The organism is Arcanobacterium wilhelmae, assembly GCF_029632765.1.
Taxonomy (GTDB): Bacteria; Actinomycetota; Actinomycetes; order Actinomycetales; family Actinomycetaceae; genus Arcanobacterium; species Arcanobacterium wilhelmae.
This window is the reverse complement of record NZ_CP121247.1, coordinates 1,976,970-2,000,066: the sequence shown is the minus strand read 5'-3', so window position 1 is coordinate 2,000,066 and position 23,097 is coordinate 1,976,970. Positions and strand designations below refer to the sequence as shown.

Annotated in this window: 23 protein-coding genes; 13 read left to right on the top strand and 10 right to left on the bottom strand. The window is 58.4% G+C overall.

Annotation, left to right across the window (positions count from 1 at the left end):
• Positions 1 to 22: 22 nt before the first annotated feature.
• Together P8A24_RS08790 and P8A24_RS08785 are read right to left on the bottom strand one after the other, a co-directional pair.
• Positions 23 to 2,221: a DUF6049 family protein gene (locus tag P8A24_RS08790; RefSeq protein ID WP_278058432.1), complete on the bottom strand. Its 2,199-nt coding sequence runs from the start codon at positions 2,219 to 2,221 to the stop codon at positions 23 to 25.
• Positions 2,218 to 2,748: an NUDIX hydrolase gene (locus P8A24_RS08785; RefSeq protein ID WP_278058431.1), complete on the bottom strand. Its 531-nt coding sequence runs from the start codon at positions 2,746 to 2,748 to the stop codon at positions 2,218 to 2,220. Before P8A24_RS08785 ends, P8A24_RS08790 begins: the two co-directional genes overlap by 4 nt.
• A 139-nt stretch (positions 2,749 to 2,887) precedes the next feature.
• Between P8A24_RS08785 and P8A24_RS08780 the strand changes: the two genes are divergently transcribed.
• From P8A24_RS08780 to P8A24_RS08740, 9 genes are all read left to right on the top strand, one after another.
• Complete coding sequence (locus P8A24_RS08780; RefSeq protein WP_278060248.1) at positions 2,888 to 4,300, top strand: CCA tRNA nucleotidyltransferase; 1,413 nt, start codon at positions 2,888 to 2,890, stop codon at positions 4,298 to 4,300.
• Positions 4,297 to 5,568: an MFS transporter gene (locus P8A24_RS08775; protein ID WP_278058430.1), complete on the top strand. Its 1,272-nt coding sequence runs from the start codon at positions 4,297 to 4,299 to the stop codon at positions 5,566 to 5,568. The genes P8A24_RS08780 and P8A24_RS08775 overlap by 4 nt, the downstream gene beginning before the upstream one ends.
• 85 nt (positions 5,569 to 5,653) lie before the next feature.
• A complete protein-coding gene (locus P8A24_RS08770; RefSeq protein WP_278058429.1) occupies positions 5,654 to 7,033 on the top strand; it encodes an AI-2E family transporter in 1,380 nt (459 codons plus the stop codon).
• 6 nt (positions 7,034 to 7,039) lie between these two features.
• Complete coding sequence (locus P8A24_RS08765) at positions 7,040 to 9,214, top strand: transglycosylase domain-containing protein (RefSeq protein ID WP_278058428.1); 2,175 nt, start codon at positions 7,040 to 7,042, stop codon at positions 9,212 to 9,214.
• 228 nt (positions 9,215 to 9,442) lie between these two features.
• Positions 9,443 to 9,745 carry a 30S ribosomal protein S6 gene (rpsF, locus tag P8A24_RS08760; RefSeq protein WP_278058427.1) on the top strand — a complete coding sequence of 101 codons (303 nt, stop codon included), beginning with the start codon at positions 9,443 to 9,445 and terminating at the stop codon, positions 9,743 to 9,745.
• Positions 9,746 to 9,755: 10 nt separating this feature from the next.
• On the top strand, positions 9,756 to 10,301 hold the full coding sequence (locus P8A24_RS08755) for a single-stranded DNA-binding protein (protein WP_278058426.1): 546 nt from the start codon (positions 9,756 to 9,758) through the stop codon (positions 10,299 to 10,301).
• Positions 10,302 to 10,408: 107 nt separating this feature from the next.
• On the top strand, positions 10,409 to 10,645 hold the full coding sequence (gene rpsR, locus P8A24_RS08750; protein WP_278058425.1) for a 30S ribosomal protein S18: 237 nt from the start codon (positions 10,409 to 10,411) through the stop codon (positions 10,643 to 10,645).
• Between the two features lie 15 nt (positions 10,646 to 10,660).
• The gene (gene rplI, locus P8A24_RS08745; protein WP_278058424.1) at positions 10,661 to 11,107 is read left to right on the top strand and encodes a 50S ribosomal protein L9; all 447 of its coding nucleotides are present in this window, start codon (positions 10,661 to 10,663) and stop codon (positions 11,105 to 11,107) included.
• A 190-nt stretch (positions 11,108 to 11,297) separates the two neighbouring features.
• Complete coding sequence (locus tag P8A24_RS08740) at positions 11,298 to 11,672, top strand: hypothetical protein (RefSeq protein ID WP_278058423.1); 375 nt, start codon at positions 11,298 to 11,300, stop codon at positions 11,670 to 11,672.
• Between the two features lie 376 nt (positions 11,673 to 12,048).
• Here P8A24_RS08740 and P8A24_RS08735 read toward each other — a convergent pair whose 3' ends face one another.
• The 8 genes from P8A24_RS08735 to P8A24_RS08700 all read right to left on the bottom strand — a co-directional run bounded on the left by P8A24_RS08735 (position 12,049) and on the right by P8A24_RS08700 (position 18,647).
• Positions 12,049 to 12,960, bottom strand: coding sequence for a type II secretion system F family protein (locus P8A24_RS08735; protein WP_278058422.1), 912 nt, complete (start codon positions 12,958 to 12,960; stop codon positions 12,049 to 12,051).
• Positions 12,950 to 13,876: a type II secretion system F family protein gene (locus tag P8A24_RS08730; RefSeq protein ID WP_278058420.1), complete on the bottom strand. Its 927-nt coding sequence runs from the start codon at positions 13,874 to 13,876 to the stop codon at positions 12,950 to 12,952. The genes P8A24_RS08735 and P8A24_RS08730 overlap by 11 nt, the downstream gene beginning before the upstream one ends.
• Positions 13,873 to 15,186 (bottom strand): TadA family conjugal transfer-associated ATPase, encoded by a 1,314-nt coding sequence (locus P8A24_RS08725; RefSeq protein ID WP_278058418.1) that lies wholly within the window; start codon positions 15,184 to 15,186, stop codon positions 13,873 to 13,875. The genes P8A24_RS08730 and P8A24_RS08725 overlap by 4 nt, the downstream gene beginning before the upstream one ends.
• A 9-nt stretch (positions 15,187 to 15,195) precedes the next feature.
• Positions 15,196 to 15,564 carry a TadE/TadG family type IV pilus assembly protein gene (locus P8A24_RS08720; RefSeq protein ID WP_278058416.1) on the bottom strand — a complete coding sequence of 123 codons (369 nt, stop codon included), beginning with the start codon at positions 15,562 to 15,564 and terminating at the stop codon, positions 15,196 to 15,198.
• 6 nt (positions 15,565 to 15,570) lie between these two features.
• Positions 15,571 to 17,190 carry a CpaE/TadZ family protein gene (locus P8A24_RS08715; protein ID WP_278058415.1) on the bottom strand — a complete coding sequence of 540 codons (1,620 nt, stop codon included), beginning with the start codon at positions 17,188 to 17,190 and terminating at the stop codon, positions 15,571 to 15,573.
• Positions 17,190 to 17,615 (bottom strand): RcpC/CpaB family pilus assembly protein, encoded by a 426-nt coding sequence (locus P8A24_RS08710; protein WP_278058413.1) that lies wholly within the window; start codon positions 17,613 to 17,615, stop codon positions 17,190 to 17,192. The genes P8A24_RS08715 and P8A24_RS08710 overlap by 1 nt, the downstream gene beginning before the upstream one ends.
• On the bottom strand, positions 17,549 to 17,866 hold the full coding sequence (locus tag P8A24_RS08705) for a hypothetical protein (RefSeq protein WP_278058411.1): 318 nt from the start codon (positions 17,864 to 17,866) through the stop codon (positions 17,549 to 17,551). Before P8A24_RS08705 ends, P8A24_RS08710 begins: the two co-directional genes overlap by 67 nt.
• 85 nt (positions 17,867 to 17,951) lie before the next feature.
• The gene (locus tag P8A24_RS08700) at positions 17,952 to 18,647 is read right to left on the bottom strand and encodes a hypothetical protein (RefSeq protein WP_278058409.1); all 696 of its coding nucleotides are present in this window, start codon (positions 18,645 to 18,647) and stop codon (positions 17,952 to 17,954) included.
• A gap of 381 nt (positions 18,648 to 19,028) precedes the next feature.
• On the opposite strand from P8A24_RS08700, the gene P8A24_RS08695 reads away from it, so the two are divergent.
• From P8A24_RS08695 to P8A24_RS08680, 4 genes are all read left to right on the top strand, one after another.
• Entirely contained in the window at positions 19,029 to 19,259 is a 231-nt protein-coding gene (locus tag P8A24_RS08695; RefSeq protein WP_278058407.1) for a hypothetical protein, read from the top strand.
• Positions 19,260 to 19,359: 100 nt separating this feature from the next.
• On the top strand, positions 19,360 to 20,964 hold the full coding sequence (locus tag P8A24_RS08690; protein ID WP_278058405.1) for an OmpA family protein: 1,605 nt from the start codon (positions 19,360 to 19,362) through the stop codon (positions 20,962 to 20,964).
• A gap of 2 nt (positions 20,965 to 20,966) precedes the next feature.
• Positions 20,967 to 22,487: a hypothetical protein gene (locus P8A24_RS08685; protein ID WP_278058403.1), complete on the top strand. Its 1,521-nt coding sequence runs from the start codon at positions 20,967 to 20,969 to the stop codon at positions 22,485 to 22,487.
• Between the two features lie 44 nt (positions 22,488 to 22,531).
• A complete protein-coding gene (locus P8A24_RS08680) occupies positions 22,532 to 23,056 on the top strand; it encodes a hypothetical protein (RefSeq protein WP_278058400.1) in 525 nt (174 codons plus the stop codon).
• The last annotated feature ends 41 nt before the right edge of the window (positions 23,057 to 23,097 follow it).

The following is a 23,097-nucleotide window of genomic DNA, read 5'->3' as shown; positions in this document are numbered from 1 at the left end:
TTTCCACAATATATTGGCAAGTCTAGTCAGATATTTGGTGGGATGAACGTTTGACATTCTCGCCGAATTCATTGGCCGATACCGGCGCGCTGCGCCTGCCCTTCTTCACCGACTTCACCACTCCGATTGCGAACAGTAGCACCACTACCGTGCCGAAAACGATCGTTCCGACGTTTTCCCATTGGGCTCTGACCCGGATATCGAGTTCGGTGGGTGTGCCGAGCTCTGCGCCGGTGGGGGTTTGCACCTGGGCTTCCACAGAGAGATCGCCGGATCCGTACGCCTTGACGGGGATCGAGAACGTTGCGGCGTTGTTTGCGCCCACGATTTCTGGCGCGGGCGAATCCGCACGGAGGCGTTGATCGGGCATGCGCAACACCACGCTCGCCGAGATCGGGAACGGAAGTGAGTTCACCACGCGCAGTGGGATAGAGGACGCCTCGGAGATCATGTTGATCGTGGAGGTTTCGGCAACTTTTACAGCAAGGTGCGGATCGGCCGCGATGTCCATCCCGGCGATCTGGTGGGTTGCCACGGACGGGATCCCGGTGGCGCTTTGTGCGAGTGAGAGCGACGTATATAGATCAGTGATCTCGGTGACGTCGGCCGAGAACGGCGTAGCCTTCGCAATCGACGCAAGGTGTTTTCGGGCCTGGTTAAGCGAGTCCAGGGCAGCTTTCGCGACGACGTCGGCGCCAGGGCGTGTATTGCGTGCCGCGTATTCGCCGGTGGACGGCGTAGTTTTTTGTTCCTCGAGCGAGGCGGGTTTGGCCCACGGAGCGTCGAGGAGAGCTTTTGCAGTGGCGAGGTCGAGCGTGGTGCCGCGTTCGAACGCGGCGATGATTCCGCGCTGGTCGTTGGGGCGCTCGCGGTACTGCATAGCGGCCACGGTGAGGGCGAGCTGGCGCGAATCGAGGGCGGAGAGAGTTCCGGCCGAATCCCGCGTTCCGGTGGCGGTAGTGCCGGGAAGAACGCCAGCGAGGGCGTCGGCGAGCGACTGGTCGTATCGGAAGACGTCGGTCGGTAGGCCGGATGTGTGCGCGGGCGTGTAGGCGGCAGGCGTGTAGGTGAGGGCCGCATTGGGGTAGAACGCGTTGGAGGAGACGATATTTTCGTTGTATCCGCCGGCTTTTGCGAGGTTAAGTGATTGGGTATCGGAGAGGTCGAACGTGACGGATTCGTTTGCGAGTTTCGTCGCTTTGGCGATTCCAGCGGCGCCCGCGGCGGGTATTGAGGCATCGAACGCTGGCAGGTAGCGGTAGGTTCGTGCCTGGAGCGCGGGCGCGATCTGTTCTGAGAAATTGAGTGTGGGATCTGCAAGGAATTCGACGCCGGTGGTGGGGGCGTCCGCGAGGATTTGCGTGATTTGTGCCGTGTTTTCGGGTTCTTTGACGAAAGTGCTCACTTGCGCGGCGAGATCACCTGGCTCGGATGCCTGTCCGGCTGGCGTTTTTGGCGCGGGAACGAGCGGTGCGGTGGAAGCGTGTGCGGAGCTCGACGTCGACGGCGTGGGCTGCGGCTCCTGTGCGAGACGCACCGGCTGGGCCTGGGCGAGGAATTCCGTGAGAGTGCCCTGCTGGGTGATGTTTTGTGACGAACGCGTGAGCGGCGCGACGACGGTGGTCGGCGTGCGATCGAGGTTCACTTTCGGTGCGACGATGATGAAACTGGTGTCTGAGAGAAGAACGCCGTTTTGTGTATATGCGCGTACGAGGATACCGCGCGGACCCCAGCCGAATTGGCTGGTATCCCAGGTCAGATCCTGGGCCGGAACGACGATGGTGCGTTGCGTGCTCGCTCCAGGCGCCACGGTGAGAGGCGTGGAATCCCTCGTAACGAGCGCGGAATCGAGGTTCCCGTCCATCCAGTCGCGGATGTGTTGATCGGTGAGCGGCGATGAGTAGGCCGCGCGCAGATCAAGGCGCTGTAGCGTGATCGGCTCAGTTCCAGGGTTCGACACGCTCACCGTGACGCGCAGCGGAGTGTCCGCGCTGAGCACAGGCGCGCCCACGGATGTGATCGTGAGCTGCGGCTCGGTTGATTTTTGGGCATGAATCGCCGACGCCGGTGCGCGAGTTGCGCCTAGCGCAAAGCGAATAGCGGATACGGCGGGCGATCCCGACGTCGTCGGGGAGGCTTGCGCAGGCGCACAGAAAGCCGCGCCTGCGAGCCCAGCGAACGCGAGGGAAGCCGCAGCGAGCGCGCGCAGTGCCCGCTTCACTCGCGCTCACCACGCAAGATCGCGGCGGCGTCGCCCACGATGCGCCGTTCGTTCGGGTATGCGAGCCGGGTGGCGACCCGGTCAATGCGCACCCACTCGGCCTTCTCGGCCTCGTGATCGGGATCGTTTTCCACCGTGATCGTGCCCTCCAGGGCCTCGAGGAGGAAGTGGTGCACGACCTTGTGGATGCGGTGATCGTGCCCGGAGAACCAGTAGTCGATCGATGCCAGGTGCTTGAGCACGCGGCCATAGATGCCGGTTTCTTCCGAGATTTCGCGCACTGCCGCCTGCTCGGCCGTTTCGACTCCCTCCAGATGGCCCTTCGGGAGGACCCACTCGAGGCGGCCGCCACGGTTACGGCGGGCGATCACTGCCACATAGGCGTGGCCGTTGTGGACGGCGATGATCACACCACCCGCCGACGTCTCGTTTGAGACAGGCAGGTTTGATGCACGCCGGGAGCGTAGCCGGGTGTGCGGTTTTTCGCCGCGCGGGGTGGGTGGCGGCGCTGGAACTCTTCTCCTCATGATTCTTCTGTACGTTCAAGGTGCAAGCGGGGTGGGATTCGATCCGATTTCGTGGCACCCTTATTAGGTGCCTACCGATGAATCGCTTTCGCTTACACAAAATCCTTCCGCCGGCACGAACCGGCGTGCCGAGGTGTTGATGCAAGGACTTGCGTCTTTGCGGCAACTTCCTGCGGCAATCCTTCAACTGGGATCTATTTTCTCACGTTCTGGCCATGAATTGGCACTCGTTGGAGGTCCAGTTCGCGACGCCTTCCTTGGAAGGCCGATTCACGACTTCGATTTCACTACGTCCGCGCGGCCCGAAGAGACCGAAAAACTGCTTGAAGAGTGGGGTGACGGCGTGTGGGACATCGGCAAGGAGTTCGGCACGATCGGTGCCGCGAAAGACGGACTTGTGGTGGAAGTAACCACCTACCGTACGGAAGAGTACGATCCGGGCTCCCGTAAGCCGGAGGTGAGTTATGGGGATTCGCTTGAGGGCGATCTGACTCGGCGCGATTTCACCGTGAACGCAATGGCGGTGCGGGTGCCGGAGCTTGAGCTGGTGGATCCGTGTGGCGGGTTGGATGATTTGGAAGCCGGGGTGCTCGATACGCCGGTGGCGGCCGAGCAGAGTTTCGACGACGATCCGTTGCGTATTATGCGTGCCGCGCGTTTTGCTTCGCAGTTGAAGTTCGACGTGTCCGAGCGCGTGATGCACGCGATGGCTGATCAGGCCGCCCGCCTGGAGATCGTTTCAGTTGAGCGGATCCAGGCGGAGCTCGAGAAGCTGATTGTGGGCGCCTCGCCGCGCCGTGGGATCGAGCTGATGGTCGAAACGGGCGTGGCCGACGTCGTCCTCCCGGAAGTTTCTGCGCTGGTCGCAACAGTGGACGAGCACGGGCGCCACAAGGACGTCTACCAGCACACGCTCACCGTGCTCGACCAGGCGATCGCGCTGGAAACCGGGCCCGACGGTGCCGTTCCCAGCCCTGATTTCGTGTTGCGTTTCGCGGCTCTCATGCACGACGTCGGCAAGCCAGCCACTCGCAAGTACGAATCGGATGGCACGGTCTCCTTCCACGCGCACGATATGGTGGGCGCGCGAATGACCAAGCGCCGCATGAAGGAACTGAAGTTCGACAAAGCCTCCACGAAGAAGGTTGCGCGCCTGGTGGAAATGCACCTGCGTTTCCACGGGTATGGCGAGCAGGCGTGGACGGATTCGGCGGTGCGCCGGTATGTCACCGACGCCGGGGAGCTCCTCGAGCGCCTCAATCGCCTCACGCGCGCCGACGTCACCACGCGCAACAAGCGCAAGGCCCGCTGGCTCTCGGCCGCGATGGACGATCTCGAGGCCCGGATCGTGGCGCTCAAAGAGCAAGAAGAGTTGGATGCGATCCGTCCGGATCTAGACGGCGCGCAAATCATGGAGATCCTCGGCCTTGAACCCGGCCGCGAGGTGGGCCGCGCCCGCAAGTATCTGCTCGATCTTCGTATGGAAGAGGGCCCACTCGGCGAGGAGGAGGCCACGCGCCGCCTGCTCGCGTGGTGGAACGAGCAGCAGTGAAACTGCGCGAGAGCTTGGGGTATTCGGCCTTTCGGCGCTTGCTCGCCGTAAGGCTGGTTTCTCAAACCGGCGACGGCCTGTTCCAGGTGGGCTTGGCGACGCTCCTGATTTTCAACCCGACGAAGCAGGCCACGGCCTGGGAGATCGCGGTGGCGTTCGCGATCCTGCTGGCACCGTTCACGCTCGTGGGTCCGTTCGCGGGCCCACTGCTGGACCGCTGGCGTCGGCGCAACGTGCTCGTGTGGGGCAACGCGATCCGGCTGCTGCTCGCTGGTCTGCTCGCGGTGCTTGTAGAGACAGTGGGTGATACCCCCGTGGTGTACGTGTTTGCCCTGGCCACACTGGGAGTGAACCGTTTTCTGCTGGCCGGGCTCTCGGCGTCGTTGCCGCACACGCTCCCGCTTCGCCTGTACTTGATTGCGAACTCGATCACGCCCACCCTCGGATCCCTGATGGCGGCTGTCGGCGGTGGACTCGGCGCGCTACTCGCGCTGGTCCTGCCGGCGGGCTGGACCTCCGGCGGCACCCTCGTCGCGTCCGCTGCAGTTTTCGGGATCGCGTCTGCGCTCGCGGCCATGTTTTTCGACGCCGGTGCGCTCGGCCCGCACCACCAGCATGCGGGTAGCACCTGGCGCGACGTGCGCAAAGTGGTGGGCGATATGGTTGCGGGCGCTCGGTATCTTCACCGGCGTCGCAGCCCAGTTCATGCTCTTGGTGCGATCGCCGCTCACCGTTTCTTTTACGGGTTTAATTTTGTGGCGCTGATCGTGATTTCGCGCCATTTGCTTGCCGACCCGTCCGACGCTGCTGCCGGATTCGCTCAGTTTGCGATCGTGGGCGGGGTGTCGTTCGTGGGCAACGCGCTCGCGGTTGTGGGAACTCCGGTGGCGAACACGGTGATGAGCGCGGCGACGTGGGTGCGCTGGTGTCTGGCGATCGCGGCAGTTTCTCAGTTCATGATCGCCACCACGTGGCACACGCCGTGGCTGTATATTGCCGCTGTGATCTTAGGGTTCTCGGCGCAGGGCTCGAAGATTGCGGTGGACACGATTGTCCAGGCAGAGACGGAAGACCGCTACCGCGGGCGCGCTTTCGCCTTCTACGACATGGCGTTCAATACGGCTTTTATTTGTGCGGCTCTTGTTGCCGCGCTCGTGCTACCGACGTCGGGCTGGAGCCGGCCGGTCTTCGTCGTCGCCGGGGTTGCGTACTGCCTGCTGGCGCTCGCATACGCGCGCACCGACGTCGGGAATCGAAACTCACGCTGAGCGGGAAATCTGCCACGGGTGAGAGTGTTCGGCAAAAACTGTCGTACCTATCAGGCAGAATAAACCGTGGAAGAAGGAGACTGCCGTGGAGAAGGAAAACCCATTCGAATCTGAGCGTGCGAGCGACGCCGTCGAAACGCCGGCGCCCGCCGATGCGGGGGAGGCTGCGGCTAGCGAGCCGGCGGAACCGCGCTCGGCGGTGAGTCAGCAGCCGTCGGCCGATGCGGGCGAGGAGCCGGCGCAGGCCAGTGGCCAGATCAACGGCCTGTCTATCCTCGCGGTGTGTGCGATGCTCGTACTTGTCGGTGCGGGGCTTTTCGCGATACAAAACGTGTTCGGGCCGGTCTTCCTCGCGTTCACGGTTGTGCTCGCCTTCCGGCCGATTGGGCAGTGGCTTTTGAAGAAGGGGTGGCCGTCGTGGTTGGCTGCGACCGCCGTGATCGTTGCGGTGGTGGGGTTCATCCTGATCGTTGTCGGGATTACGGTACTCAGCTTGACCCCGCTTCCGGCCACCTTGATGCAATACTCGGACAATTTCGAAAACATCGTGCAAACGGTGCTGCAGTTCGCGCAGGAAAAGGGCATCGAAACTCAGGATCTTTCGGTGTATCTCAACCAGCTCAACTTCAACTCGATCGTGGGGTGGGCGTGGAGCTTGTTCGATTATGTCTCGTCCGTGGGCGGGCTCATCATGATCGTGGTGGTGGCACTGATTTTCATCACTGTGGACACCATGATTATGAGCTCGCGCAACACGATTATGCGCATGTCGCATTCGCACCTGGCGTCCGCGCTGGGGAACTTCGAGCGGCGCGTGCGCCAATACTGGATCATCTCCACCGTTTTTGGACTGATCGTGGCCGTGATCGACGCGATCGGCATGCAGATGCTCGGGGTTCCGCTGGCATGGACGTGGGGCGTGTGGGCTTTCATCACGAACTACATCCCGAATGTGGGATTCTTTATCGGCGTGGTACCGCCGATGCTTATGGCGCTTCTCGATCAGGGATGGCAGGCCATGGTGTGGGTGGCAGTGCTGTATGTGGTGTCGAACGTTGTGATCCAGAACTTCATCCAACCGAAGTTCACAGGCGATCGTGTGGGCTTGTCAACGTCGGTTACGTTCATCTCGCTGACCATCTGGACGGTTGTTGTGGGATGGCTCGGCTCGATTCTTGCGGTGCCTCTCACACTTTTCTTCAAGGCGCTGCTAGTAGACTCTGACCCCAGAAGCCGGTGGATCGATGCTTTCTTGATTTCCGAAGAGGAAGCGAAATCGCGCCGGCGTGAAGGCTTTTACGATATCGACGCCGAGGTGGAAGACGAATTCATCGAATTCCGCAATCCCTTCGGAGGATCGGAAAATGAGGAGTCGGCTGAGGAACCGAAACGGGATCATCGCCGTCTCTCCGGGCTGACGCGGCAGCTAAAAGCTCCGCGCAAGCACATCAATAACGACAAGTGAGGAAGTATGGCCACGTCGACAGCAAGTGGTAAGCCGAAGCGCGTGAAGGGATGGAACTATCCCCGCGCGGGGTACGGCCCTGTGCATCGTTGGGTTCCCTCCTGGCGAGTGGTTGTCGGATCGTTCCTGGCGTTCGTTGCGCTGGCGATCGGTGGCGTCGTCGGCCTGTACGTTGCCACGAAGATCCCGGAACCAGCGGATTTCGCGCTGGCCCAAAATACGATGACGTACTACTCGGACGGCACCACGAAGCTCGGCACGTTTTCTGAAGTGAACCGTGATTCCGTTACGCTCGATAAAATGTCACCCTTCGTTCAACATGCTGTTATTGCTAGTGAAGACCGCCGGTTCTTCCAGAACAACGGCGTGGATCTGAAGGGTATTGCGCGTGCGTTCTGGAACAATGTGCGTGGCTTGCCCACACAGGGCGGTTCTACCCTCACACAGCAGTACGCCGAGCGTTACTACACGGGAACTAATGCCACGCTCGTGTCGAAGGCGAAGGAAGCGCTCCTGGCACTGAAGATCGATCAGAACCAATCTAAGGAACAGATCCTCGAAAAGTACCTCAACACGATCTATTTCGGGCGCGGAACCTACGGAATCGAGGCTGCGGCCAAGGCATACTTTGGCGTGAGCGCAAAGGATCTCACCTTGGAGCAGTCGGCTCTCATTGCGGGCATCATTCCGGCTCCCTCTGCGTGGGACCCAGAGATTAGCCCCAAGCGGGCACAACAGCGATACGAACGCGTCCTCAACATCATGAAGGAAGATGGCTGGATCACGGCCGAGCAGTACAACGCCGCCGATAAGACGATGCCGCAGACCATCCCCACGGCCACGAATGAATCGTTGAAGGGAACCACCGGATATTTGGTGACCACCGTGAAGGCCGAGATGATCAACCAGGCGGGGTTCACGGAAGAAGAAGTGAACCGTGGCGGGTATACCATCACCACCACGATCGATCCGCGCATGCAAAAGGCGCTTGAGATCGCAGTGGCCGAATTGCCTGCGGATCGCCCGAAGAATAACTACGTGGGGGCGGTCTCCATGAACCCCACGAATGGTGAGATTGTGGCACTGTACGGAGGCGCCGATTACTCGAAGCGTCAGCGCAACCTCGTCACTCAGGATCGTGGCCAGGGCGGGTCCACATTTAAGGTGTTCGGCCTGCTCGCCGCGGTCCGCGAAGGCTGGGGGCCAACGTCGCGAATTCCTGCGCCGGCGTCGTACAAAGTGGGGAACACTACCTTTAACAATGTCGATGGTCGCGACCACGGCATCGTCTCACTGTCGCGTGCAACCGCGCAATCGATCAACACTCCTTTCATCATCATGAACGAGAAAGTTGGTGCAGATAAGGCGAAGCAGGCCGCAATCGATCTCGGGCTCCCCGAGAACACGCCGGGTCTGGATTCGCGAGTTGGTAACGTGCTCGGCTCCGCCTCCCCGCGGCCGATCGACATGATCAAGGTGTTCGGAACCCTCGCAAACGACGGAAAGCAAGCCACCCCGCACATCATTCGCGAAGTGCGTGATCGCGACGGAAACGTTGTCTACTCTGGGCCCACCACCGCTAACCAGGCGGTCGATGCCAACCAGGTTCGGACAATGAACCAAATGATGCAGGGCGTGTACGACTGGGGCGGAACCGCCGAAGGGAAAGGCGTCAAAGATCACCCGATGGCCGGAAAGACGGGCACCTCCTCCGGTCCGTGGTCTGCATGGATCGGTGGGTACACTCCGCAACTTGCAACCGTTGTCGACATGATCCAGGTTGGCCCGAAGGGCGAAGAAGAACGGCTCACGCCTTTCGGTGGTGAGACTCAGGTGGCCGGCGGCAATCTCCCCGGAATCGTCATGCACGAATACATGAGTATTGCGCTCGCGGATATGGATCCAGTGAAGTTCCCCCTCCCTGAGGGTAAAGAGCCACCGCCGCAACCGTACGTTCCTGCGCCGAAGTACAAGGCACCCCCGTCGCCGGAACCGACCCGGGAGCCGACTACCGAGGCGCCGAAGCAAGAGCAGCCGCAAGCGCCGTCGCCGACGTCGGATGCGCCGAAGCAACAGCCCAAGCCTGCGCCGTCGCCGACGAAACAAGCGCCGAAGGAACAGCCCAAGCCTGCGCCCTCGCCGACACAGCAAAATCCTGCGCCAGCGGGGAACAATAAGTAGCTGGAAGATCACCGCCCGCCGGTGGGGACGAAAAATTCGTGCCCACCGGCGGGCGTTTTCCTCGCTCGGCCAGTTATCCACATGTGGCCCAAAACGCAACGACTTATCCAGGAAAATCCGGTAAAGTAGTGCGGGTGCACGTGTCACACCCGTGGCTGGTGCACAAGCATGAACCCTCCTGTTACGGAAGGACCGTAACCGTTTTAGACCAAAGGAGGTGGGTACACCATGCGTCAGTACGAGATGATGATCATCCTCGATCCTGAAGTTGATGAGCGTAACCTGCAGTCTTACCTCGAGAAGCTGCTCGCCGTCGTCCCCGCCGAAGGCGGATCCGTGGACAAGACGGACGTGATGGGCCGCCGTCGCCTCGCCTACGACATCAAGAAGAAGTCGGAAGGCGTCTACGTGGTCGTCTACATGACCGCCGAGTCGGCAACTGCGCTGGAGCTCGATCGCCAGCTCGGACTCAACGAGTCCGTTCTGCGCACCAAGCTCCTCCGCTTCGAGCCCAAGCAGGCAAAGAACTAAGGAGAAGAACATGGCAGGCGAACCGATTATTACCGTCACCGGCAACCTCACGGCTGATCCGGAACTCAAGTACGTAGGCTCTGGTACGCCTGTTGCTTCCTTCACCGTGGCGTCCACCCCGCGTACGTTCAACCGGTCCACGAATGAGTGGGAAGATGGCGAAGCGATGTTCATTCGCTGCTCGGTTTGGCGTGACTACGCGGAAAACGTCACCGAATCCCTCTCCAAGGGGATGCGCGTGATCGTCACCGGCCGCCTTCAGGTCCGCTCCTACCAGCGCAACGATGGTTCCCAGGGAACCTCCGTTGAGATGCAGGTGGATGAAGTGGGTCCGTCGTTGCGCTACGCCACCGCACAGGTGTCCAAGCGCGCCGGCAACGGTGGAGGAAACCGCGGCGGAAACTCCGGCTTCGGTGGAGGCAACAACTACGGAAACCAGGGCGGATACAGCCAGGGGCGCGCATCCTACGATGCTCCCCAGGGTGGTTCGGCAGGTGATCCGTGGGGCCAGGCACCGGCAGGCGGCTCGTCTTTCGACGACAACCCGCCGTTCTGATCTTTTTACTGCCACCGGCGTCGGGAGACCGCGCCACGGCGAACGCGGGGAAACCCGCAACTCATGAACTTTTTGGGGCCACGCGCCCCGTATAGAGAAGAGGAAAAATGGCAAAGCCAGTTCTGCGCAAGCCGAAGAAGAAGGGCAACCCCCTCAAGGCTGCGAAGATCGAGAACATCGACTACAAGGACACCGCAACCCTGCGCAAGTTCATTTCGGACCGCGGCAAGATCCGCTCGCAGCGCGTTACCGGCGTCACCGTCCAGCAGCAGCGTCAGATTGCTCGCGCCGTGAAGAACGCACGCGAGATGGCACTGCTCCCCTACACCAGCTCGAACCGCTGAGAGGAGTAACAGATTATGAAGATTATTCTGACTCACGGAGTGAAGGGCCTGGGCGACGCCGGCGAAGTGGCCACCGTTAAGGATGGCTACGCACGCAACTACCTGATCCCGCGTGGCTACGCCACCGTGTGGACCAAGGGCGCTCAGCGTCAGATCGATCAGATCACCGAGTCGCGCCGCAAGCGCCAGACGGAATCGATCGAGGCTGCACGCGAGGCACGCGAGGCGATCGAGGGCGCAACCTTCGAGATCGTCAAGACCGCCGGTGCGAACGGCCGCCTCTTCGGTGGCGTGTCCACCGCCGATGTTGCCGAGGCAATCAACGCCGCAACCGGCAAGAATGTTGATCGCCGCTCGATCAACCTCTCGCAGCACATCAAGTCGGTTGGTGAGTACACCGCACTTGTGAAGCTCGGCGAGGACATCGAGGCACGCGCCAACATCACCGTTGTCGCTGCCTGATGTAATCCGGCTGAAATTCAACGCGGGCCGGCGGAGAGGGAAACCTCTCCGCCGGCCCGTTTGGCTTATTATGAGGACAGCTCATTTGATGGGGACAATTCGGCAGGCACGGCCGATGCGTCTCTTTCATCGCGAGGGGAAAGTTCCACCCGCCGCTTTGAGATCGTTCTGCCAACTTGAGGAGCGCACAATGACTTCACCGAACAATGCCACAACAACCACGACGGCGATCTCGGATTACTTCCCGTTGCTCGCGTGGGCGGGGCTGGGGATTTCGTTCACACAGAATAGTGCCGATCCGAGCACCGATTTTTGGATCCTGCTTATCCAGGCTGCACTACTCGTGCTGTTCGCTGGCTGGTCAGTGACGCGTGCGCTCGAGTACGGGAAGGGCCGCGAGAGTGTTGGGCTCGTGCTCGGTGTACTCCTGATTTCGATGGGTCTGCTGGCGTTTTGGCATTCCAGCTGGGCCCGGCTGGCTGTGCTCGTCCTCGTTGTTGCCTACGTGATCTATTCTCGCAAGCTCAATCGGCGCCCCTGGGAAGAACCCACGGCGTTACAATGACGAGATGAAAACTGTCCGCGAATATTCGCGGACAGTTTTTTATCAGCGTTGGAGTGCGTGAGCGGGCGAACCATAAACGGTGATCGCAGTGAGATCACGTGAACGCTACGAAAAGTTATCCACAGGCCCTGTGGAAACTTGAAGGTTTTTTGTGGATTATTCCGCGAGTTTCGTGGACAAGTTGTGGAAACTTTCGGAAAGTTATCCACAATTTTGCACACAGTTACCCACAATGGTGGATAACTCGGTGGGAAAACCCCGCCATTCCGCGCACAGCGTTCTCCACACCTGTGGATAAAAAGCATTTTCCATACATTCGGTACACGCCCGGGACACACCAAAAACTTCAAGTTATGGATCGAAGGGTTGACGGCGCTCACTTCCCGAACAGGTTCCCGAAGTCGATGTCCATCCCCAGGAACATGCCAACCACGATGAGGATAATGACCGCGGGCACTAGGATCGCAGTGGAAATCAGCGTGATCTTCGGCGTCATCTTATGCGCCCTCTGTAAGTTGCGCTGCGCTGAGGCGTCGCGCATATCGGACGCGATCTGCCGTAGCGTCGCACCCAAGGGAATGCCGAGCTCCTCCGCCTGAATATAGGCAGACACGAATTCGTTCACCGCTTCCGAATCGGTCCGCGCGCGCATCGCGCTGAACGCCACGCGCAACGAGAAGCCGTTATTGATGTGGTCCAAGGTCATCGCGAGTTCCTCGGCGAGCGGCCCTCCAAAACGCGTGGCGACGGTGGCGAGCGCGGCTCGGAATCCCACCCCGGAGCTTACGGTCACGGCGAGAACATCCATAAAATCGGGCAGGTCGCGGTTGATCATTTCGCGTCGCTTGCGCGCCGCAGTCGTGAGCCGCATCATCGGCAAGACTCCTACGAGTGCCACGAGTAACGCCGCTAGCAGGTAGCTACCTTGCAGGAGGTACATGGTGGCTAATGGAAGCGAGAGGATTCCCAACCCCGCGTAGGTGGTTAACACCGAATCGACGGATACATCCTTCGGGCGGCCCGCAAGGTCGATCTTGCGCTGGATTGCCGCGATCGCGGAATAGGGAAGCAGCCGACGCAGATACGCAACGAATGGTCGCCCGATGCGGATGAGAAACGATTCCTTGGGCTTGAGCGAGTTGGCGAGTTCGTCTCCCTCGATACTGAGCTCCAGCGCCGTCGTCGTCAGCGGCTGCACCACCCACAGACGGACACCGATCAGGGTGAAAACGACTACACAAGCTGCACCGAGCCCAATGACTAACGGGAAAAGGTCATTACTCAGCATCGATTCGCGCCATCCTTTGGATCAGTACCCAGCCGAACGCGAACAGCCCGCCGCTCACCAGCAGCGCGACGATGCCGATAATATTTGTCGTCATTTTTTGGACAGTCCCGGGGTACATCAGGTTGATAACGAGTAGCGCGACGATACCGACGAGCACCAGGAAATTCGCCGTCGTCTTCGATTCGGACAGGATCGTGTTCATTTGGCGACGGATCTCTTTGCGCTGCTCGAGGCTCATCGAAATATCGTGGAGCGCGGAAACGAGGTGACCCCCGGATCGCGCCGACACGATGAGGGTAGAAATCAGCAGCCCGACTTCGCGGGAGCCGATGCGCTGCTGGAACTCCTCGAGGGCGTCCTCGGCCGAAACGCCGAATGTGAGGCGGTCGGCGATCTTCTGCATCTCGCTACGTGAGGGTTCAGAAATCTCGGAAGCGGTGAATTCGATCGCCGTGGCAAGGGAAAGCCCGGCCTGCGAGGCATTCGCGAGCACGCGCGCCGTTTCGGGCATTTGCGCGATGATTTTCGTCAGCCGGCGCTGCTGCTGGCGTTGAAGAAACAGGCGAATCGTCATTACAGCTGCGCCGAGCCCGAGCACGGCGAGAGTTGGAGCGAGGAGCACCCAAATGGTTGCCGTAAAAACGATGGTCAGCCCGATGGCGGCGGCGACGACGTCGACGATGGTGCGCCGCGAGCCCGCGCGTTCGAGTTCGATGCCGATGTAGGCCCCGAGCTTGGTGCGTTCGAGGCGCTTGTTGATCACCTGATATACGGTTGGTGATCCCGAAGTGTCAACGATCGTGGCCGCGGAGATCGCGGACATTCGGTCGAAAACGAGCGCGATGAACTGGTAGATGCCGAGGGTGGCCAGCAGAAGTATGCCCGTGATGGCAAGCGAAAGGAGGATTACCATCATTTCCACCAACTGTCGAGTTCCGGTTCCACGAGGAGGAGACGTTCGCGGAGTTGTTCCGGGATCGGCTGCGTGATGAACCCCTCGCAGAGCGGCGTGCGTTCCCATGTCCCGATGGGGACGGCGTGGAATTCTGCGCTACCGTCGGAATCGATGTAGCTGACGTTGGTGACGCGCCGGCGCCCGTCGGAGGCGCGCTCGAGTTGGACGATGACGTCGATCGCGGAGTTGACCTGCGAGTGCACCGTTTCGAAGGGGATGTCGACGTCGGACATCGAGGCGAGGGTTTCGAGCCGGCCGAGGGCGTCGGTCACGGAGTTGGCGTGAACGGTTGTGAGGGACCCTTCGTGGCCGGTGTTCATCGCTTGCAGCATGTCCAGGGCTTCGCCTCCGCGGCACTCGCGGACGACGATTCTGTCCGGCCGCATGCGCAGCGCGTTGCGGACGAGGTCGCGGATTGTGACGGCGCCTTTTCCTTCGACGTTGGCGGGGCGGGTTTCGAGGCGAATCGTGTGCGGCTGGTCGAGGCTCAGCTCGGCGGCGTCCTCAACGGTGATGATTCGTTCGCCGTGACCGATGAAGGAGGACAGGGCGTTGAGCATCGTTGTTTTGCCGGATCCGGTTCCGCCCGAGACGACGATGTTGAGACGCGCTTTGACGCAGATTTCCAGGAAGTGGGCGGTCATGCGGTTGAGCGAGCCCCATTCGATGAGTTTCGCTAAGGAAATCGCCTCGGGGAACAGGCGGATCGCGATGATGGGGCCGTTGAGCGACAGCGGCGGGAGGATCACGTTGACTCGCGCGCCTCGCGGCAGGCGGGCATCGGCTGGGAGGCGGGCGTCGACCATTGGGTTCGACTCGTCAACTCGGCGGTTGACGGCGGAGACGATGCGGTCGATCGTGAGGCGCAGCTGTTCGTCGTTCGCGAAGGACCCCTCCCAGCGTTGGAGCACGCCGGCGCGTTCCACATAGATGGTGTCGGGTCCATTCACCATGATTTCGCTGTCGGTTGAGTCGTTCAAGATCGGTTCGAGAGCGCCCAGGCCCACCGTGTCGTCAACAACTCGGCGAATCAGCCGTGTTCGCTCCGAGGTGGAGAGAATCACCCCTTCGCGTGAGACGAGATGGGCGAGGACGCGCTCGAGGCGTGCACGCCTCTGATTTACTTCGAGTTTGCTCAGCTCGCGAAGATCTACTTCGCTCAGGAGCATGCGGTGAAAGGTGGTGACAAGGTTTTCTGATTCGGTGTTGTCGGGCCGTGTGCTAACGATCTGGTTTTTCCCGACGAAGGTCTGGTAGCTACGTGCTGACATGAATGAGTCCTAGTGCAGTTGCGGCATCGTTACGGTGCGAGTGAATTCACCGAACGAAACCTGGGGAAGGAGAGAGGGAACTTTTGCGCGCACAACGCATCGCGCTTCGGTGGTGTTCGAGGAACATTCGATGCGTGTTATGGCGATTGAGTTCGGAAGTCTGCTCGAGATAAACAATTCGCCGTTGTGGCCGATGGCGGTGAGGCGCGCGCCGTCGCGTGTGGCGTCGGTGACGTGCATGATCGCCCATCCCGCAATCCCAAGCTGGATGACGACGAGCGTTGCGAGGAGCAACCCGATGAATGTGCCGACGAATTCGAGGGACGATGCTCCGCGCTCGCGGCTTTTTCGTGTGGCGGATTTGATTGATTTCCTCATCGCGTTTTACTCCGTGACGACGTCGCGTTCGGTGCTGAACGTCTGGATAAAAGACATGGAGCGCGGCAAATTGATCTGAATTTTCAGCTTTTGCCCGTGGGCGCCGGCGCCGAGTTGTGTGACGGACAGATGGTCGGCAAATGCGGTTGGCATTGTGTTGCGGGCCGCTGCCTCGGCCCGGCCCACGCTTTGAGAGATCGCGTATTCGCGCGTGCTCTCTGTTGCGGCTTGGGCAAGCCACAGGTGCGAGACGCCGGCGACCACTCCTTGCCACAGGACGGCAAGGAGCATGAGAAAGACTGTGAATACTCCCGCGAATTCGAGGGAGATGGCGCCGGACTCGCTCGTTTGGTTCTGCACCCGGCTAAGCCACCGACGTCGGGGCTGGCGGTTGGTGTTGAACGCAACCGGTGTTCCGGCGTCGGGAAGACCGTCGGTGCGAGCGTGCCCGGACGCCGACAGGCTGAGCGTGCGCAGGTGCGTGTCGAAGAGGGAGTTGCGGATGTTTGCAATTAACTTCCACCAGTTCGTGTCGGTGACGGCGTGAGGATCTCGGCTGACGAGCGCCGGCTCGATCGTGCGCGCACTGAGCGGGATCCGCTGCGCGAGCACAGCTGCGCTGGTGAGCTTCTCCACCGATTCGACGGGAAACGACGAACCCCGGTCGGTCTTGTTCACGATCACCTTGAGCTCGCGTTCCTGGCAGACCCCGAGATTTTCCCATGCGAAAACGCGTTTTTTCATCGTGCGGATCGACAGGACGTCGGCAGTGGTGACGGTAGCGACGACGTCGCCAACCTCGATTGCCGTTGCTTGGGCGGGCGAAACGTATCCGCCGGCGTCGACGACGATGACGTCGAACTCTTGGCGCAGTAACGCGAGGATGGTGCGAATTGCTTCAGGGGAGATCAGCTCCGTTTGGCGTACGTCGCTGGGTGCGAGAAGGAGATGCGCGCCGCTTTCGTGGTCGATCACCGCGTCCAGCACAGTGGCCGAGGACAGATCCTTGTAGACGATTGCGAGATCGGCGATTGAGGTGGTGTGCTTGACGTCGAGTGCTGAGGAGACGTCACCTTTCTCGAGATCCAGGTCAACGAGGCACACGCTGAGGTTTGGGTAATCGTTGATGATGCTTGTCACGATGTGAGTGGCGAGTGTGGTGGTTCCTACCCCGCCCTTGGCGCCGGTGAGTGTGAGGATTCGCCCGCGAGATCGGGCGGAGGTTTCGGTGGCGCCGTGAATCACTTCGCGCATTTGCGATGACCAGTCGAGCGCTGTGTTCACTTTGTACCGGAAATCCTCGTAGCCGATGGGGAAGCTCACTACCGATTTCGCGCCCGCTTCGAGTGCCTTGACGAGCGCGGTTTCCGTGCGGTCTTGTGACAGGACGATGATCGCAGTGGCGGGGTGGCGGATTGCCAGTTCCTTGACGAGCGGGAGGCTGGGTGCGGATCCGAAGATCTCGGGAACGAAGAGGAGGTCGGGCTGGAAACGCTGGGAGTAATCGCGTAATTCGCCAGGGGTTTTCGCCATCCCTGCGATCCCCACGCTCGCGATTTCGCTGAGCATGCCGCGAAGGTCGGATTCAACATGTGTGTCAGTAACGGCAATGATCGCTTTGTACATTAGCGGTGTTCCTCCACTTTTTTGCCACCGAGATTTTGGGCGTCGAATAGGCTCTTGTCGCCCTTGCGGTTAATGACTCCGTCTTGAGGGAGCCCAACGAGGCGGACTTCTTTCGCGAAATTCGCTGCGTATGTGATTGCGAGTGCGGTGTTCGTTGGAACCGCGACGGTGACGGGGATGACGTTCTGTTCGGAGACATTGCCGGATTTTTCGGCCTGTACTGTCTTTTCGCCTTTGACGGAGACCACGCGGATATCGCGAGCGATCACTTGTACCTGTTTTGTCAGGCCGGGAACGTCGCCGAAAACGGCGTAGACGTCAACGTGGTCGCCTGTGTGGATGCGGCCGGCGATGCCGGTCACTGAATCGACGTTGATCGCGATTTCGCGTTCGTTCGGGTCAATGTCAGAGTTGGGAACGAGCATGTCGCGCTAATCGTTGTGCCAGCCTCAACCGTGAATCCGATGCGCCGGCCTTGGAGTGCGTTGAGTGATACCTGGGCGCTTTCCGATGCCCAACGTTTGCGGACGCGCTTTTTAGCGAGGAGTGTTTCGTCGAGGGAGGTGAACGGCGGGATTTCGTCTTTGGCTTCGTAGATGGTGATGAAATCGCCGACCTGCGATTGGATTGTTTTGACGTAGATCGACATAGCCCCGAACACCAGCGCGGCGAGCACGGCGGCGAGTATAAGGAAAAGGATGCCTTTGACTTTCCGAGGGTTTTTCTCGGATTGTTGGCTTCGTGCACGGTTCAGTATGTGCTCATGACCTCCGACGTGGGTGTGGGCGTGTGTGACAGATGGGACAGTATTCGCTGTAGAGAGCGTGATGGCAGCGGGGGCACTGTGCGATCGGCTGGCGTAATTTGAGTGGTTCCGGTCCGACGATGAAGAATTCGAGAGTTGTGTTGCGCTGGTTGTGTTCCGCGACGGCGGGGAGCTGACGCGAATTCGGGAACGATTGGATGAATTGTCGGTAGGCAGCCGGAAGTGCCGAGTCGTGTGTGTAGTAGGTGAGCGTGACACGCGACGGATCAACGGACGCTAAAACTTGGGATGCGCTTTGGATTTGTTGTGGCGGGCCGTTGAGGATGACGTGCTTGCGAAAGACGAGTGACTTCAGCAGGGTGGGAACGTTGAACCCGTGGTCTGCCTTGTGGAACAACGATCGAGTGAGCGTTCCGGAGATGCTTGAGCTGGCGATTTGGTTGTAGTAGTCGAGTGCCTGTGTTGTGCTCGTTGCGCAATCGAGTGCGTGGTTAAGGAAAGTCAGCGACGTCGACGCTGGCGTGCGGGTTTTGAGGAAGACGATGTCTACGTGTGTGAGCTGTGTTTCGAGAATCGACGCAACGTAGTGTGCGGGAACTGATTGGTGCGCGCTATAGAGAAGAATGATCCGTGGGAGGTGTTGTTGCTGGATATAGGCGAGGAGCGGGAGTGCGCTGTTTGCCCCCACCATGGCTGAATACCGTGACTGTGTGGTGTTCAATACCGTGAATGGGTGTTGTGATTCTCCACTCATCCAGACTGGAAAGTCTGATATTTGGGAGTGGTGAATTGGTGATGTAAGTAGATCCGCTGACATTCGCTTTCTCTCACTGGTGAGTGTGCAAGAGTATGAACGCATGAGATGCGCTTCGTACATATATTACGCATCAGTCTGAGTGTTTCTTGTGTGCCGCCTGTAATTATTTCGAAATTGCCTGGCAGATCCGTTGTGTGACAATTATTTTTGATTCTTCTTTATATTGTTCGGCGGATTAGTGCTACTGTGCCAGTGCAAGATGCGGTAGAGCGGAAACGTGATGCTGCGACTGTTTTCAATCCTTGGAGGTGTTATATGAATAACGCTCTTATTCGTGCTTCGGTGAAGGCCACCATTGCAAAGAATTCCCTGCTAGATCGCTTGGAAGCCCGCCGAGAGAGCGGCGCCGACGCTCTCGAATATGTCGGTATGTTCCTCGTTGCAGCGGCGATTGTTGCTGCGATTATTACCGCTGTGGACACGGAGATCGGTAAGTCTCTAGTTAGTAAGATCACAGATGCTGTCAAGGGTATAGGCGCGAAATAAGTAGCAGCTATTACATGCGGCGGTGTCTACGGAGATTTGATTTTGATGGGCACCGCCGTACGTATTAATGAACTTAGTCATCTGCTCGTGAAGGTGGAAGATGGTAAAGCGGTTGAAATTAGCGTTATGTACAGGAGTTGCGGTAGCCGCACTTATTGCAGGATGTTCTGCAGGGGCTAGCTCGAAAGGGTCCGGCAGTGCTGTTGTTGCTTCGGGTTCTGCCTCTTCCGAGGCTGGTGGCGCGTTGGATGCGGGGGCGGCGACGGCGTTGGTGCGCTCTGATTTGCCGAAGTTGGAAGAGCCTGTGGGGTCGATGGAGATCACGAAGGCTGAGGGCAGGAAGAGAAGTTTTAATGGTGGGAAGATCCATGTTTACTCTGTACGGGCCGGTGAGAATTCGACACGGGTGAATCTCGCTTTTACGCATCCAAGTGTGGATAATTATGTCGGAGATCGGTTGAGTTATGATGATGCTCCCGTTTTGCGTGCCGATGGGAAAATATACCATCCGCTAGCGCTAAACAGTTCAGTCGCTGGTAAGCCGGGGAGCGTTGTTGATGCTGTGCCTACTGCGATGTTTGCTGAGCCGCGTCCGAGTTTTGTGGCGTATCCGCCGTTGCCGAAGGGTATTTCTGAGGTGGAGGTGGTGTCACCGTTGAGTGACCAGACGGTCAAGGTCAAGGTTGACCGTGGTCCGGAGAAAGCTCCGACGGGGACGGCGGATGTGCCGGTTCTTGCGCGTAATGTGGCGTTGGATGTGTCAAATTTCGAGCATAAGGATGGGCTGATCACCACGATTCATGGGTTGACTCGGACGGATCGTGGTGTGTTGTTGCATTATTCGATTGTGTTGCCTGAAGGGGCGCGTGGGCTGGACGATTTGGGGATGTTCTCGAGTGGTGCTGGGCGCCCCAGCCCTTGGCGGTTGTCTCTTGCTCGGGGGTTTTCTATCCTTGATATGCAGGCGAAGAAATACCATTTGACTGTGAATGAATTAAACACTCCCTCGGATAGTTTGCCCTCTGAGGTGTCGGAGAATAAGTTCGCGTATACGGGTTGGGCACTGTTTCCTTTTGTTGATAAAACAACGACGAGTGTGGATATTGAGCTTTCTGATAATCAGCTCGTTCAAGATGTTCCGATTAGCGATTCGTTCCCTGCGGGAAAGAAGCTTGCTCATGGTGATTTTGTGAAGCTGGGTGAGGGATGGCAAGATCCTGCTACTTTCTCGCCTGAACGGCTCAAAAAAATAGATGAATCTATTTCATATGAGAAAACTAAAATTGGAAATATTGGTGCTATTGAGCAGCCTGTAGACAATGTTTATTTTGCGGTGTCTGAGGGTGCTGTGACTGAGACGGGTTCGGGTGTGGAGTTGGATGCGTCGGTGTTGTTTGCTCCGGATCAGGCTGAACTCACAAGTAAGGCTCAGGCGATTATTGATAGGGCTGTTGCTCGGATTAAGGCTGCGGGTACGGCGAAGGTTGAGGTTGTGGGTCATACGGATTCTGTGGCTGATGATGCTCATAACCAAAAGCTTTCTGAGGCTCGAGCCAGTGCTGTTGCGGGTGTTCTACGTCAAGCCCTCCCTGGCGTCGAGATTACGGCGAGTGGTAAGGGTGAGAAGGAGCCTGTTGCGTCGAATGATACTGAGCAGGGGCGTGCGTTGAATCGTCGCGTAGCGATCAGCTGGGGTGGAAAGTAAACATGCTCGTGATTGGTGAAGCGAGTTGCCGGGGGTGGCGTGGGGTGGTGTCGTGGCGTGGTGAGCGTGGTGCGTCTGCGCTTGGCTACGTGGGCATGTTTGTTGTTGCGGCGCTGCTTATTTCCTTGATGGTGGTTGCGGCGACGGGCGTTGGCCGCCAGCTCGGGTGCATGCTCTCCAATATCATCACCGGCGACAACGCCGTATGTGCAACATCCGTTGCAGAGGATCTCGCGCCCGATAAAGTTGTTGTAAATAAAGAAATAACAACAGATAGTGCAACTCGCGGCTTATCTGGGAAGACGGGAGTGATTAATGGCTCCGCGGACTATAAATCCTCGGATGAGGTTGGGTTTGAGAGTCATAGCGATGGATCGGCCACTCTCCTCTATATCATGCGAAAGGGCGTTGAACTCGAGCTGGGCCCGGGGCTGGGAAAGACTAAAGCTATCGAACAGCAACTTGAGGGGAATGTGGCCGCCGGTGGTGGCTATGTGTCCCAGCAAGTCCTTGAATGTAAATCGGAAGACTCTCGGTGTTTGAGCGACGTTGAGGAAGCTTACAAAGACTACAAAGCGAATCCTGATTCCTCGAAGCTTCAAGAGGTTATTAATAGGCATAGCGATGTCCGACAGGAATGGCGTGGTGGTCGAGGCAAAGTTGGTGCAGACATCGAATTAGAACTGAAGACACCCGAGGGCACTTCCCTGACTAAGAATGCGGAAATTGGCAAGAATGTCGAAATTGAGGTGGGAATTCCTTATGAGGCGAAAGCGGTAGCAAAAGCGAAAGTTGACGCTTCAGTTTCTTGGCTGAGAGAGAAAAATTCGGGGAATTTCAAGACTATGGAATCGGGTATGTTGAGTGCTGCGGCGGAGGCTTCAGTCAAGTCTAAAATCCAAGGAAAGCTCACGCATAATGGGAAAAACGGTCGTAGCACTTCGATAAAAACGAAGCCGAAAGACCTTCCGCAAGTATTTGCGGAGGCATCAGCTGATATGGGTTTTATGGTCGAGCCTGTCTGGGATAAATCTGGTAAGGCGATATCTCTGCGTGTGGTCACTTCTCGTGAGCTATTTACTGACGCGGGGGTTGGGGATCGCGACACAAAACGGAAGACGCTTGTCACGACTGCCACAATTGACCTTTCGAAGATCAAAGACGCCAAACTTCGTTCAGATTTGGAGAAGATGATGAATGTGAAGACGAGTATGTTGATCGAACACCCTATGATGATGTACGACGTTTTGCGTCATGGCGGCATCTATGAGTCGCTCCCAGAAGGAGACAATCCCCTTGCTCGCGCGCTCTATCTGCATGGCTCTGCTTACACTCAAGAATTAAGTACTGAGCGGTCGAGTCGAGAAGGGAACGGTTGGAACTTCGATTGGTGGGTTGTTCATAATCAGACCCAGATTGACCAGCAAGACCAGGTGGCGGGTAGTGCACTGGCGCTTAGTAATATAAGTAACGGTCGAAGGGAACTAGTACCTTACGTTCCGAAAGCAAATCACTCGAAATGATCCTCCAAAGTTAATTATGGTGTTATTAGAATAGAGGTTGTCGAATGAGGAATAAGAAGTTGTGGTGTGTTGTTGTGGCGTTGTGTTTCATGCTTGCTACCGGCTGTGAAAAAGGTGGAGGTACGGAACCGAAGGTTCCTGACGGTTGGGTGAAGGATCAAGTTGATAACCTGGTGGAGTTTGCTTATCCGAAGGATCTAGAGAACACGCCAGAAGTCTCCACATGGGCGAACGTGCATCAAGCGCCTTCTCGATTGAAGGGGTCGTCAAATTACGTTATGGTCAAAAGCGATAAAATGATGCGAACACTCGAGATGGCGCAAGCGCAATTTCTCACCGATTTCTCACGTTATGGGGTAAAAGATACCCATTTCACTTATCCGGTGATCGACGGAGTTAAGGTTGATCTTTGGGACATTAAAGTGAGCGCTGATGATGTGCCTGGACGCGTTTGGTTCATACCTGTTTCAGATAAGAGAGTGATTACTGTACTTGCGATTTTTGAAGAGTCTCGCAAGGGGGATCTTGACAAGGTTGGCAAGTCAATTCGGATCTTGGGTGGAAAATAGGCGTATCAAGGGGAAGCTAGGTATATCTGGATGAATCGAAC